General features: G+C 27.9%; 15 protein-coding genes. 9 read left to right on the plus strand and 6 right to left on the minus strand.

The genetic code is table 11. The features are described from left to right. Nucleotides 1-28: 28 nt before the first annotated feature. Complete coding sequence (locus PZA12_RS07920) at nucleotides 29-880, minus strand: sensor histidine kinase (RefSeq protein ID WP_103699200.1); 852 nt, start codon at nucleotides 878-880, stop codon at nucleotides 29-31. Between the two features lie 556 nt (nucleotides 881-1,436). Here PZA12_RS07920 and PZA12_RS07925 point away from each other — a divergent pair. After that, nucleotides 1,437-2,675: a GNAT family N-acetyltransferase gene (locus PZA12_RS07925; RefSeq protein ID WP_087701484.1), complete on the plus strand. Its 1,239-nt coding sequence runs from the start codon at nucleotides 1,437-1,439 to the stop codon at nucleotides 2,673-2,675. Between the two features lie 362 nt (nucleotides 2,676-3,037). On the opposite strand, the gene PZA12_RS07930 is transcribed toward PZA12_RS07925, so the two are convergent. Then, entirely contained in the window at nucleotides 3,038-3,994 is a 957-nt protein-coding gene (locus PZA12_RS07930; protein WP_103699199.1) for a DMT family transporter, read from the minus strand. A gap of 1,402 nt (nucleotides 3,995-5,396) precedes the next feature. On the opposite strand from PZA12_RS07930, the gene PZA12_RS07935 reads away from it, so the two are divergent. The 3 genes from PZA12_RS07935 (at nucleotide 5,397) to PZA12_RS07945 (ending at nucleotide 7,940) form a co-directional block, all read left to right on the plus strand. After that, nucleotides 5,397-5,570 (plus strand): hypothetical protein, encoded by a 174-nt coding sequence (locus PZA12_RS07935; RefSeq protein ID WP_103699198.1) that lies wholly within the window; start codon nucleotides 5,397-5,399, stop codon nucleotides 5,568-5,570. After that, nucleotides 5,570-6,136: a zeta toxin family protein gene (locus PZA12_RS07940; protein WP_103699197.1), complete on the plus strand. Its 567-nt coding sequence runs from the start codon at nucleotides 5,570-5,572 to the stop codon at nucleotides 6,134-6,136. The genes PZA12_RS07935 and PZA12_RS07940 overlap by 1 nt, the downstream gene beginning before the upstream one ends. A gap of 490 nt (nucleotides 6,137-6,626) precedes the next feature. Next, a complete protein-coding gene (locus tag PZA12_RS07945; protein WP_103699196.1) occupies nucleotides 6,627-7,940 on the plus strand; it encodes a reverse transcriptase/maturase family protein in 1,314 nt (437 codons plus the stop codon). A gap of 69 nt (nucleotides 7,941-8,009) precedes the next feature. On the opposite strand, the gene PZA12_RS07950 is transcribed toward PZA12_RS07945, so the two are convergent. The 4 genes from PZA12_RS07950 to PZA12_RS07965 form a co-directional block, all read right to left on the minus strand. Beyond that, complete coding sequence (locus PZA12_RS07950) at nucleotides 8,010-8,204, minus strand: tyrosine-type recombinase/integrase (RefSeq protein ID WP_338481390.1); 195 nt, start codon at nucleotides 8,202-8,204, stop codon at nucleotides 8,010-8,012. A gap of 274 nt (nucleotides 8,205-8,478) precedes the next feature. Continuing rightward, nucleotides 8,479-8,949, minus strand: coding sequence for a tyrosine-type recombinase/integrase (locus PZA12_RS07955; protein ID WP_242984890.1), 471 nt, complete (start codon nucleotides 8,947-8,949; stop codon nucleotides 8,479-8,481). Between the two features lie 90 nt (nucleotides 8,950-9,039). Beyond that, nucleotides 9,040-9,180 (minus strand): hypothetical protein, encoded by a 141-nt coding sequence (locus PZA12_RS07960; protein WP_242984889.1) that lies wholly within the window; start codon nucleotides 9,178-9,180, stop codon nucleotides 9,040-9,042. A 74-nt stretch (nucleotides 9,181-9,254) separates the two neighbouring features. Beyond that, the gene (locus PZA12_RS07965) at nucleotides 9,255-9,836 is read right to left on the minus strand and encodes a helix-turn-helix domain-containing protein (protein WP_103699195.1); all 582 of its coding nucleotides are present in this window, start codon (nucleotides 9,834-9,836) and stop codon (nucleotides 9,255-9,257) included. A 151-nt stretch (nucleotides 9,837-9,987) separates the two neighbouring features. On the opposite strand from PZA12_RS07965, the gene PZA12_RS07970 reads away from it, so the two are divergent. From PZA12_RS07970 to PZA12_RS07990, 5 genes are all read left to right on the plus strand, one after another. Next, nucleotides 9,988-10,191: a helix-turn-helix domain-containing protein gene (locus PZA12_RS07970; protein WP_103699194.1), complete on the plus strand. Its 204-nt coding sequence runs from the start codon at nucleotides 9,988-9,990 to the stop codon at nucleotides 10,189-10,191. Nucleotides 10,192-10,348: 157 nt separating this feature from the next. Then, complete coding sequence (locus PZA12_RS07975) at nucleotides 10,349-10,555, plus strand: helix-turn-helix domain-containing protein (RefSeq protein ID WP_103699193.1); 207 nt, start codon at nucleotides 10,349-10,351, stop codon at nucleotides 10,553-10,555. A 16-nt stretch (nucleotides 10,556-10,571) separates the two neighbouring features. After that, the gene (locus PZA12_RS07980; protein WP_023975311.1) at nucleotides 10,572-10,763 is read left to right on the plus strand and encodes a hypothetical protein; all 192 of its coding nucleotides are present in this window, start codon (nucleotides 10,572-10,574) and stop codon (nucleotides 10,761-10,763) included. A gap of 141 nt (nucleotides 10,764-10,904) precedes the next feature. Next, entirely contained in the window at nucleotides 10,905-12,227 is a 1,323-nt protein-coding gene (locus PZA12_RS07985) for a phage replisome organizer N-terminal domain-containing protein (RefSeq protein WP_206490846.1), read from the plus strand. 49 nt (nucleotides 12,228-12,276) lie between these two features. Then, a complete protein-coding gene (locus PZA12_RS07990) occupies nucleotides 12,277-12,876 on the plus strand; it encodes an ATP-binding protein (RefSeq protein WP_206490853.1) in 600 nt (199 codons plus the stop codon). The last annotated feature ends 397 nt before the right edge of the window (nucleotides 12,877-13,273 follow it).

Consider the following 13,273-nt stretch of genomic DNA (forward strand, 5'->3'; position numbering starts at 1 on the left):
TTTTTGAATATTAATTTATCAGATTTTATTATTCTTTTTTGGGTAGAATAACTTCAAAAGATGTTCGTTTATCATTTGATGTAACTTCAATCGTACCAGAAAAACATTCAACAATTTCTTTAACTATAGCGAGGCCCATACCATCACCTTTTTCATTTTTTGTTGAGAATCCTTCTTTAAATATGTTGCCTATAATTTCAGGAGGTATGCAATCTCCATTATTGGATATATTGAGTCGTATATTTCTTAGATCTTCTGATAATTCAACAAGCATATATCTATTGCTTGGTTTGTGCTTTAAAGCAAATATAGCATTATCTATAATATTGCCAATAATTCTGCAAAAATCCCATGGTTCCATATTAAGATTATTTAAGTTGCTTTTTATTTCAAGCTCCATATCTATATTGTTTTTTTCGGCCACTTGTAATTTTGCCTGAAACAATGCGTTAACTGCTGGCTTTGAAGTCTTTAAAGCTTTGCTAATTCTCACTATATCTTTATAGACAGGTTCTATATAGTTTCTTGCTTCCTGAAATTCTTCAAGTTCCATTAATGAGTAAATCACCTGAATGTGATTCAAGTAGTCGTGACGTTGAGATCTTAATGTTTTATTGAAGTCCTCAAGGTATCTTATAGTATCTATTAAATTATTACTGCCTTTCTTAAATAAAAAATTATAAAATATTATTCCTGTAATAATACTATTAATACCTATGCTTATAGCTACGACATAAATGATAAAATTTCCTTCAATCATATGTGGATTTTGACTTTTGTAGTAAATAAATAGAGTTATAAAGATTATTTGTATTAAGTTTAAAAATATAGATGCTAGTACAATCTTAGAGATGTTGTAGGGTTGCTTTTTTATTATCATACTTTACCTCCTTGCAAATAAATGACAAATATATTTTATCATGTTTCTCTTAATATTAACCTTTAATCACCTTAATTTATTCTTAATCAGTGATAGCAAAAACAAAAGCTGTTTATATGACGAGATAAAAGGTTACAAAAAGATTTGGGATAGTATATATACTACAGTTGAATTTTTACATTTTAGTCTTAACGTAGCTCACATAACTTAAATTTTAAATGTGAATTTATTGTTGCAGTATATATGTGGAATATATTAATTTTATTTACCAAATATAATCAATAAGTATGTCTGATTTTATTGAATGTATAAGGAAAGAGTGGGTTAGTTTTTTATGCAAATAGTGAAAAAAGGAGTTTGTATACTTAAAACAAAGAGGAATAAATTGTAAAGTTTAGCATGTATAGCACAAAGATTTATAGTATAATATAAGATAATAATGAAGGATAATTAATTATATGGTCTTATAAAATTATACTGATAAATATTTAGGTTATTAACAATAAAGCTAAATGAATTATATTTAATACGTTTTTGATGAATATGGGGAGGATTTATGAAAGATAAAGAAATGTTTATTGAGGAATACGGCGATTTTAAAATGCGAAAATTAACTGAAGATGATTTAGAACAGTTTAATGGGCTTTTACGTTATGCATTTCAAATAACAATGGAAGATCTTCTGCGTACTGGCTGGACAGAAGAGCAAATTATGCATGCTAAAATGCCGATTCTTAAAAATGCCTATGTTCTTGGATGGTTTTATCATGGGAAATTAGCATCAATGATTGTGGTATATTCCATGAAAGTAAATATCCATGATAATATTTGCAAAATGGGTGGGGTTACTGGAGTCGCTACCTATCCTGAATACACTGGAAAAGGGTTAATTCATTCTTTGATTAAGCGAGCTATTATTCATATGAATGAAGAAGGTCAAGTTATTTCTTGTTTATATCCATATTCAATCCCTCTTTATAGAAAGCATGGTTGGGAAATAATTTCTGATAAAATAACTTTTACAATCAAAGATTCACAGCTTCCTAAGAAAAGAGCAGTAGAAGGAATGATGGAACGTGTAGATTTAGAATGTGAAGATCTTTTAAATGTGCATGATTATTTTTCAATGCAGAGACATGGTGCAATGATTAGAGATGATCTTGCGTGGGATGAATATTGGCGTTGGGATAGTGATGATATTATTGCGGCTATTTACTACAGTAAGAATCATAAGCCACTTGGTTATTTAATCTATTATATTAGAAATGATATATTTTATATTAAAGAAATGGTTTATTTAAATACTGAAGCACATCATGGAATTTGGAATTATATAAGTGCCCATTATTCTATGGTTAATGAAGTGAAGGGAAATAATTTTTCGGGAGAACCAATGGCTTTTTTATTTGAAGATAGCGAAATAGTTGAAACTATTAAACCATACTTTATGGCAAGGATTATAAATGTAAAAGAATTTATAATAAAATACCCATTCTTAGTAAAATCACAAAAACTTAATATAAGCTTCAAAATAAATGATCCTATTGCTCAATGGAATAATGGCATTTTTAATATCTATTGGGATGATGAAGAAACAGTTTGTGAGAAGAGTGATGATATGTATGCTGCTAATTTAGTGGAAATGGATATTCAGACATTAACAACTATGCTTATGGGATATAAGCGTCCTACATTCTTATATGAGTGCGGAAGAATAAAAACAGAATACTATATGCTCAAAATTTTAGAACAGTTAATACCAGTAGAGAAGCCTTATTTTTCAGATTATTTCTAAATTTAAAGATATAGAAATATATAGGTGGTTATATATCAGTTCCTTACAGTGGACTTTTAAATTGCGTAATAAAATCTCAAACGCCAAAGTCATTTGTGATTTTGTTCTAATTGATCAAGGAAGTATAAATTATAGGAATAAATAATAGTCTTGAAATATGATTTGTTTCAAGACTATTTCTGCATTAATTATAAATTCAGAAAATAATTTAACAATATAATTGTATTAATAATATAAAATTAGTGAAAAGATTACTATTTTATGTTGTATTAAAGTATCTTGCAATTCTAAAAAAGGTTAAATGTATTTAAATAATAAAATGACAGAGCATAATTAGAATAAGAATTCTTTTTGTTAAATACTTATACAGCTTTTGAATTACTTGAACTATCATCTTTTACTTTTACTGTTTGGCCAATTAAAAATATACATATCCCTATTAAGATAATTAGGGATCCGATAATTTGATTATAAGATATGGATTCTCCAAGTATTAAGAATGCTAATGTGCACGTTCCAACAGGCTCACCTAATATACTCATAGAAATAGTTGAAGCACTTAACCACTTAATTAGCCAGTTTAAAACTGTTTGACCAAGTATTGTTGAAATTAATGCTAAGCAGAAGAACCATAACCAATCAGAGTTTGCATAGCCTATTAGAGGATATTTTAATAGGACAGAATATGCTAATAAAAATATACTACTACTTAAATAACAAATAAAAACATAAGCAACTAAAGATAAATTTTTTCTTACACTTTGTCCAATAAGGAAATATGCTGTAATAACTCCAGCTGCTAGTAAAGCAAGTATATCTCCTATCAAGGCTATCCCACCAATTTTAAAATCGCCAAATCCTATTATACAGCTTCCGAATATAGATAAAAAACCACCGAATAGTGATAGTTTCTTTAATCTCTCACCAAAGAAAAAATAGCTTCCTATAAAAGCGAAAAGTGGCTGCATAGTTACAAGAACTGTTGAACTTGCAACTGAAGTAAAACGCAGGGATTCAAACCAAAGTATATAATGTATTGCTAGAAAAATTCCTGATGAAAACACTGCTGCTAATTGTTTGAGTTTCAATTTTTTTATTTCTAGTATGTATTTTTTGTTAAATAGTATTACAGGTAATATCATCAATGTTGAAAAAACTAATCTATATGTAGCTATTATTGGAGCTGGAGCTGTTGAGAGTTTTACAAATATAGCAGATGTAGAAATGGCTAAAACTCCAAAAAATAAAAAAAGGTAATGTATAATTTTATGTGAATTCTTCAAAAAGATTACGTCCTTTCTAAATAAAAATAATTTCATAATATTTCTTTATAAATATAATCATATGATTTAAGACTTTTTTAAGATGTATAAAGTCAGTAACTCGTTTATCATGTATATCCATCTTTTACTTTATGTATTCTTCTGTATCAAACTTTTGAATTGTTTTTGTAGTAGAAGTCTTATCAATGAAATAGTTAAACTTGCAACTATCATATAATATGTTTGTTGAAAGTTCAACTATTATTAGGTTCATTATTTATAGTCTAAAAGTATTTATGATATAGATCATTTATAATTATTGATTACGTTTCTGGTTGTTTTAAATTCTAAAGAATAAATATTCTTCACAATATTCATTCTTTAGAATATTACCATATTAGAATATATATTCTTCAGAATATGCTTATAAAATGCGGGCTGAAAGGATTCTAGCATGAAAATAGCATTGATTTTAATTTATAATTTACTTGCTTTTATTTTAAGAATACAAATACATAAAATTGTTTATATTGATAATCTCCTAGGCTATAATAAAGCTATTACTACATTAAGTATTATTATATAGATAGGATATGCATTTTAAAAAACCTTCTAGAGATAATGGAATCAAAATAGTAGTTCCAGAAGAAATAATTCGCAATTTTATAAATGATAAAATAACTAATGAGTTAGAATATAGGATTATTAAATTAAAAGCATAGTTTGCTTTATAAATGGAAGACAAGAGGATGACACTGTAGTTCTTATGGTTTAAATGCAATTCAGATTATAATATTCTTAGTCAAAAAGGAAGAGTTTAAAATAACATGGATTTATAATCAAAATGTTACAAATAGCTATAAATAATATTATCAGTGGGATTAGAAGATTAATTTCTGGAAAAACAGAATTTGGTACAGAAGCGGGAATTGCATAAAAAGCTGTACTACAATGTATTTAAACCAAGTAATACAGCAATCCACCAAAACAAATGGTGCCACTGGCCAGATTCATAAGGAGCTTGTTCACTAATAAGTAGTAATGCTTGAAAAGCCTGTAGTTACGCCGCTTTGTATATGTACAAGTAGTTCTGGTTTTTAGTAGTTTTTTGTGCCGTAGTGGGAAAAATAGTGGGAAAATTATAGCCGGCAGTTGAGTGATATTAATGCTTGAAAGAAATTTGAAAAATAAAATTAGATTTATTATAAAATAATAAGATATTGAATCAAGAAGCAATATTATATTAGTGGTCAAGATGAAGACATAAATGAAACAATTAAATTTTATCAGAAAATGATAAATCAAAGATGAATTCTCTAGAAAAATATAATAGTGAGAATGTATAGAATAATAGAAGTAATTATAGAGCAACCTTGTAAGTTCAATAGATAAAAGTGTTTATATTGATAATTGGTTAGGATATAATATAATAAAAGTATTATTTATCGGAGGAAGTTCTATGGAAAAGATGAATGAAAAAAATAATTTATATGATCAATTTTTAAAATATTCATATGTAGATTTAAAGGAATTGTTTAAAAAAGCTAAAACAAAAGAAGAACAAGATTTTTATATTGCTTTATCTGAGATAGTACTGCAAAAGGAACAAGAAAGAGTAATAGGTAAAAATTAATGGCTACTTATACTATATTTGCAGGAGTAAATGGAGCAGGAAAAACATCAATATATGAATCTATTTATTATGAAAGAAATAAGAATGAAAAAAGAATAAATACAGATGAGATGGTAGCAAGAGTAGGTTCATGGAAAGATAATAATCTTCAAATCAAATGTGCAAGGGAAGCGGTAAAGCTTATAAACTACTATATAAAAAATGAGATATCATTTAATCAAGAAACTACTCTTTCAGGCAAAAGTATTATTAAAAATATAGAAAAAGCAAGGCAAAGAGGTTTCTATGTAGTTATAAATTATATTGGAGTTGATAATCCTAATATTGCTAAAGAAAGAGTTAGAATTAGGGTATTAAAAGGTGGACATGGAATTCCAGATGAAGCTATAGAGAGAAGATATTATGAGTCATTAGAAAATTTGAAAGAAGTATTGAATGTATGCAATGAAGTAAATATATATGATAATACAAACAGATTTAAGGATGTAGCTTATATATGTGGTGGGAAAATTAAATGGAGAAGAAATATTATACCTGAATGGAGTAGAGATATTTTAATAAAATAGATGATTAAAATAAAGTTAATGTAAATTGAATGATAATGATAAATTTAACACTAAAAATGTTTCAAAAGAAGCTTAGTTTTTTGTACTAGGCTTTTTTTATTATAATCAAAAATGAAAGAAAACAGTTAATATTAAAGTATAGATTGTTGAAATAAATGGTAATTTGTAATATAATAAAAGTGCCCTATAAAGTAATGTTTTGCTGTTATAGGGGGATTTGGTATTCTTTGTCAAGATGTAATTTGAATAAGAATAAGATAATAAGTGAGAACAGTATAAGAACTAACTTGTGCATTTCACTACCTCCGATTAATATGCCTGTAGAGCTATTAATAATATAATCATATACCAATAAGTATCGTGGAGGGATGGTAGAGATTAATACATATATGGAGAAATCTAATATACGTATTGATAAGTTTCTAAAATGCTTATTAGCTTTTGATATCTACCGGTCGTATGGCTAATAAGCTCTTTTGGAGGTAAAAGGATGAATGGAAATGTTGTTTTTAAAAACAAGTATTATACTCATTTGGATATTAAAAAAGATTATGTTAAATATGAAAATATGATTAAAAATACTAACTGGATACAAAAACATGGATTTTATCCGTTTATACATTATGAAATTATATTTAACAAATATGTTTATGATAAAGATACTGGAATAAAGGAAAAACGAGAAAAGAAACGAGATATTTTTTATTCATCACATATTGATAGATTTATTTACCAATATTATGGACAAATACTTAACGAATGCTATGACAAAATTTCTATTAATAGAGGTATTAATAAAGTAGCCACTGCATATAGAAATAATCTTAAGGGCAGATGCAATATACATTTTTCAAAGGAAGCGTTAGAATTTATATGTAAATGCAAGAGTGCATTTATATTTGTTGGCGATTTTTCGGGTTTTTTTGATAATTTAGATCATGACTATCTTAAGGAAAAATTGATGCAAGTATTGGATGTTGAAAGATTACCAATAGAGCATTTTTGTATTTATAAAAATATAACAAAATATACATATATAGAACGTGATGATATTGAAAAAGACAAAAATAAGAAGATAAAAGAAATGCTAAAAGAACCTAAATATTTTACAACTGAAGAATTTAGAAAATTTAAAAAAATGTATCTAAAAAAGAATAAAAATAATTATGGAATACCGCAAGGATCTGCTATAAGTTCAATTTATTCTAATGTTTATATGCTAGATTTTGATAAGCAAGTTAATAATTATGTAACAAGTAAAAGAGGCTTGTATAGAAGATATTGTGATGATTTAATTATAGTTATTCCAATTCAAGATTCAGAGATTATAAGTAAAAAATACGATGAATACATTAATGAGATAAATAGAATTGCTAAAAGTATACCAAGATTAGATTTAAATCCAAGTAAAACAGAGCAATTTATATATGATAGCAAGGGAAATGATAAGCTTATTAATCTAAATACTAATAAAAATATATTAAATTATCTAGGGTTTAGCTTTGATGGACAAGTGGTAAAAATAAGAGAGAAAAGCTTATTTAAATATTATTGTAGAGCTTATAAAAAAGCAAGAACTGTTAAGAAATATAACGGCAGCAAATACGAATTTACTTTAAAAAGAAAATTATATAAACTTTATACTCATTTAGGTGATTATAAGTATAGTAAAGAATATGGAAATTTTATTACATATGCAAGACGATCGGAAGAAATATTTAACGAAAGTAATATTTTAAAAAATAAAATTCACAATCAAGTAAAAAAACATTGGGTTAAAATAAATAACAAGATGAAAGAATAGATAGGATGTAATTTTAAGATTAATATAAAACTCTATTAAATTTAAATAAGCTAGGCTACCAGCCTAGCTTTAGTCAAACATATAATTAATTTTCTCATATTCCTTCTTATTCTTATCTTTATTAATTTCAGCGTAAACAAGCATAGTCATTTTAATATCAGTATGACCAACCCAATCCATAACAGTACGTGGATTTATATCTTTGCTTAGGCAGTTGGTTATAAAGATATGTCTTAAACTATGGTAATGTATATCTGTTTTAATTCCAGCTTTTTTTTATGCAATTTTTAAATGTCTATTTGGTTTCTTATTGTCTATATAATCACCATTTTCTTTGCAGAAGATTAGGTTATTATTTAAATACAATTCACCAAATTTAAGTTTATTCTCCATATTCTTTTTTATGATAGCTTTTATTATAGGTTTGAGCATATCTGGAAGAGGGACTTCTCTTATACTAGTTCTGGTTTTAGGAATAGTAACTCTATTTTCATATATCTTTTTACCATCCTTATCTCTTTCGCCAGTCCAGGCATATTTAACTGATTTTAATATTCATATGATTGAAGTCTATATCTTTAACTTGCAGTGCCATAGCTTCACCTAAACGTAATCCACACATTAAACCCATTAGGATTATTCCTTCTAGATCATCACCTTCAAGAGCGGATATAAAGCGTTTTTGATCATCTTCTGAAATATAGTTTTCTTTTTCATCAATAACGCTATGATTTTTAGGATATACTAATCCTTCTACAGGATTATATTTGACTTTGTTAATTGATTTAGCATATCTAAAACAATTACCTATGCAGCTATTCATTGTTTTAACTTGTGATACTGTATGCTTTTTTAATAATGCTGTAGTTATTTTTTGTAATGATAAAGTATCGATATCAGTTAATTTAGTTTCGTTAAGGCCTTTATTAGGTTTTATATAATTTCTATAAATACCTTCCCATTTCTCAAAAGTAGAATCTTTTAAAGAAGGTCTTTTTATATTCCACAACCAGTCATAATAAAAATCACCTAAAGTTGAGTTATCACTTCTATTAGCAAAGTTATCTTCATATTCCTTTAACTTAGCTTTAGCTTCTTTTTAGGTTTTTCCATAAATATCTTTTCTTTTTTGTTTGCCTGTTAATGGATCATATCCGGTAGTGACTATAATACGCCAATATTTCTGGCCATTTTTAGTTACCCATCCTGCAGAACCCTCTCCGTTTGACCTTTTTGCCATAATTTTTCACCTACTTGAATATATAATTATAATAAAATTAGGACAATATATTTTGAAATTAAAATCCTATAATGTTATTTTGTGTTTGTTGTTACAAATCTATTCTTTTCATATCTTTTTGAATAACCAGGATCTATTTTTTCGAATTCATTAAGGGAATCTCTTTCATATGCTTTCAAAGTTACAAGTCTATAAAATAAAACTGATAGCTCTTCCATATCTTCTTCACTAATATGATCTGATTCACTAAAAGGGCATAGGGATAAAATAAATTTAAAATATTCATGAGGACTCATTATAGATGTTCTTCTATTAAACAAATCAAAAAAATATTTCTTATCTAGCTCATCCATTTCATGTTCAAAAAGAACACGCTTTTCTTCAGCAGCCAAAATATTATTTTTAATATCGTTGTCTATAGCATTTAAAATTCCTAATTTATTTGAATAATAAGCATTAGTACTATCTTCTAATAAATCAGAAACATATAAATTTAAATTATTTGCTATTATTTCTAAAGTTGATATGGTTGGAGTTCGTTTATTATTTTCATAATTATAAATAGCATTTCTTGATAATTCGCATTTATGTGCTAACTCTTCTTGAGATAAATTGAGTTTAGTTCTATGTAATTTGATTTTTTCTCCTAAGGTCATAATCATCACTCCTTAGAAATATTTTACAAACATTTCATACAAATGTAAACATAAATATATAATTTTATTCAAAATTATGTTGACTTCATACAAACGGATACATATAATGATTACATGGGAATTTCATACAAATGTGTGAAGGAGTGGAATGATGAATATAGATGTAAACAAAATAAGAATTGCTCAGGCAAATGAATGTTTATCAGTTAATGAACTGGTTGAAAAAACTGGACTTGGAAGGACAACAGTTTCAAAAATTATTAATGGATGCACGACACCATCCATTAAAAGTATTGGACTAATAGCCAAAGCATTAAACGTTGATGTAAAGGAACTATTTTTAAACGAAGAATAGCTTCATAGAGATACTATAGTTTATTAGATTCACTTAAGTAAAAATTAGATTGTCGTGATTAATATATTTAATTTTTGGTGTATTTAAAATAACAGAATTATAATCACACAGCTTAAAGGGGAGAGAATTAATAAAGTCATTAGCTGGAGGGGTATAAATGGATATTGAAGAGTATAGAGAAAAGATAAAAAAGAAAACAATAAATACTAAAGAATTAGCACAAATACTAGATGTTTCAGAGGCAAAAGCAAGAAGGATAAAACATATAGAAGGGGCTCCGGTAATCAAAATAGGCAGAGATATTAGAATAATACTTTCAAAATTAGATGAATTTTTAGAGGACCATATTGGAGAGGTTTTATAGAAAGAAGGGATTTTTAATGATTAGAAAATTTGAAGGATTAACAGCTAATGATTTAATAGAAATATTAAAGAATTATCAAAGGGATACAAAAGTATGCATCCAAATGCTAGGAGAAAATTTTCCGGTTAAGCAACTTGAAGAGTGTATTTATTATGACTTTGAAAAGGGGAAAAGAGGAAAGGCACATAAGGGAATTCTAATAAAATGAGGTATTACTAAATGAGGGGAGAAGAGTGAATTTTAAAATCTTAAAATGTTACGTATATGTTTGTAATTCAATTGGAATAAATCCATCCTGGGATGGACTTGAAAGATTTAGAAAATTTTATTTATGGGAGCGTGAAAAATAATGGCAGATATTAAATGGATTAAATTAGCTACTTGTATGCCTGATGATGAAAAAATGAAATTAATAGATGCAATGAAAGAAAGGGATACAATTCATTATGTGTGGATAAGAATACTTTTACTAGGTGGAAAGCTTAATGCTAATGGTGAAATATTTTTATCAGAGGGAAAGCCACTTACTAGCAAAATGCTAGCCATATTATTTTCACGACCAATAGATGCCATTAAACTTGCATTAAGAGTCCTATCTAAATTTGGAATGATTGAAATAGCTCCTGATAAAGTAATCAGAATTGTAAACTGGGACAAGTATCAAAATATAGAAGGAATGGAAAAAGTTCGTGAGCAAAATAGAAAAAGAGCTGAGACTCATAGAGAAAAGAAAAAATGGGAGAAGAAGGCTGGTAAAAGTGATGCTCAAGAAAGTTATGAAAGCGGAGTTTTAGAAGAAAGCATAACTTTGGATGAAAATGAGGAACTAGAAGAAACTAATGATTTAGAACAAAAGAAAAATTCATCAGAGGAGAATTATGCTCCAGAAGAAAATACACCATTAGCGAATTTAGAAACTAGTGAAGAAGCTTCTACAAATACTGATATTAATAATAAAACTAATATTGCCACTAACGAAGCAGCTAGTTATATCAATGCAGAAAGTGCTAATAATAATGAACATATAAGTAATAACATTGTAGAAACTGATAATAATAATTGTACTGTTACTAAAAATACTAGTAACGTTACTCAAAACAAAAGTAACGTTACAGTAACGCAACAGAATAAGATAGAGAATAAGAAAAAGAATAAGAAGGAGAAAAAAGAGATAGATAAAGATAGGAATACAGAAAGTAAAAAGAATACTTATGACATGAATAATAAAAACTTAGATTGTGATGAAGCAGTAAGTCAACATAATCTATTTGATGATAATAATACTAAAAATGGATCGGTAGAAGAGGTGGATATAAATTCTAAGGCAATGGAGCTTATGCAGTATCATGAAAAAATAACAGGAAAGCCAGGAGGATGCGACTATGTTGCACTTAGATCAGCTATTGATATTCATGGAGAAAAGTTGGTTAAGATGGCTATGGATGTTGGCTTTGAGAAAAATTGTCCTGACATAAAGTATGCAATTGGGGTATTAAAAAACTGGAGGAGAGATGGGTATCCAGATGATCATATGGAGGTGAAGAAAAATGGGGTTAGAAGCACTGGAAAGAGTAACACATCAGATAAAAATGAATTTGCAGGATTCAAGCCAAAGGAACCGCGAAAGCTTACAGAAGCTGAACGAAAGAGGATTGAAGCAAAACTCATATAGGTGTGACAAATGCTCAGACACAGGATGGATACTTATTAAGCAGGAGCATATGCAACCTCTTGCTGTAGCCTGTGAATGCAGGAAAATAGAAAAGCTAAAAAGTGAGTGGAAGTATTCAGGAATCAATGTTGAACAAAGTAAACTTACTTTTTCTAGTTTTGAAGTTTGGAATGAAGCGTCAAGTAGAATTAAGGATGCTGCTGCAGCTTATTGTACTGAGTTTGATGAAATTAGAAACAATAGGCGCAATAGCATTTTATTATGCGGTCAGGTTGGCAGCGGTAAAACGCACTGCAGTATTGCTGTTGCATTAAACTTTTTAAAACAAAGGATTAAAGTAGTGTACATGCCTTATCGTGATGTGATCACAAAGATAAAACAAAATATGATTGATGAAGAATATTATACTAGGACCATTTCAAAGTATCAATTATGTGAGGTATTACTTATTGATGATCTCTTCAAGGGAAAAATCAATGAAACAGATGTAAACATAATGTTTGAAATCATTAATTACAGGTATCTTAATTTCCTGCCTATTATAGTCAGCAGTGAATTTTCTATTGATAGATTATTAGCATTTGATGAAGGGGTAGCTTCAAGAATATATGAAAGTGTGACTTGTTGCTATTTGAAAAGAATAGCCTAGTTTAGCTAATAAAATTTAGTGAATTAGAACTGTTATTGCGATAGGTGGAATGATAGGGCAACGCCTTGAAACGCCTACATTAATACTCCGAATAGCGTTTAATAAAGTAAATTATTAAGGGTTATAAGCTCGGTGAAGTCGGCTGAGAGTACACCCTAACAAGTAATGTTGAGGAATAGCGAACTAGAGGTAGTCGAGTGTATGATAGGTCGGGTGTCTATAAAATATCTATGGTTAGGATGTCCCAAAGGGACTGGCGAAATCGGGAATGTACGGGTCTAAAATATTAGTGTTCAGAAATGGGCATGACACAGATGTGTCGTAAATGTGGATTAGTAAAATTTTTCGTTATGAAAGTCCATATAGTGTTAAAGGCACTATCAAATTTACAGGCTTA

This window comes from Clostridium beijerinckii, assembly GCF_036699995.1.
Taxonomy (GTDB): Bacteria; Bacillota; Clostridia; order Clostridiales; family Clostridiaceae; genus Clostridium; species Clostridium helianthi.

Coding starts and splice junctions, on each gene's coding strand:
- PZA12_RS07920 (WP_103699200.1), bottom strand. CDS start 880: ATGATAATAAAAAAGCAACCCTACAACATCTCTAAGATTGTACTAGCA.
- PZA12_RS07925 (WP_087701484.1), top strand. CDS start 1,437: ATGAAAGATAAAGAAATGTTTATTGAGGAATACGGCGATTTTAAAATG.
- PZA12_RS07930 (WP_103699199.1), bottom strand. CDS start 3,994: ATGAAATTATTTTTATTTAGAAAGGACGTAATCTTTTTGAAGAATTCA.
- PZA12_RS07935 (WP_103699198.1), top strand. CDS start 5,397: ATGGAAAAGATGAATGAAAAAAATAATTTATATGATCAATTTTTAAAA.
- PZA12_RS07940 (WP_103699197.1), top strand. CDS start 5,570: ATGGCTACTTATACTATATTTGCAGGAGTAAATGGAGCAGGAAAAACA.
- PZA12_RS07945 (WP_103699196.1), top strand. CDS start 6,627: ATGAATGGAAATGTTGTTTTTAAAAACAAGTATTATACTCATTTGGAT.
- PZA12_RS07960 (WP_242984889.1), bottom strand. CDS start 9,180: ATGGCAAAAAGGTCAAACGGAGAGGGTTCTGCAGGATGGGTAACTAAA.
- PZA12_RS07965 (WP_103699195.1), bottom strand. CDS start 9,836: ATGACCTTAGGAGAAAAAATCAAATTACATAGAACTAAACTCAATTTA.
- PZA12_RS07970 (WP_103699194.1), top strand. CDS start 9,988: ATGAATATAGATGTAAACAAAATAAGAATTGCTCAGGCAAATGAATGT.
- PZA12_RS07975 (WP_103699193.1), top strand. CDS start 10,349: ATGGATATTGAAGAGTATAGAGAAAAGATAAAAAAGAAAACAATAAAT.
- PZA12_RS07980 (WP_023975311.1), top strand. CDS start 10,572: ATGATTAGAAAATTTGAAGGATTAACAGCTAATGATTTAATAGAAATA.
- PZA12_RS07985 (WP_206490846.1), top strand. CDS start 10,905: ATGGCAGATATTAAATGGATTAAATTAGCTACTTGTATGCCTGATGAT.
- PZA12_RS07990 (WP_206490853.1), top strand. CDS start 12,277: ATGCAACCTCTTGCTGTAGCCTGTGAATGCAGGAAAATAGAAAAGCTA.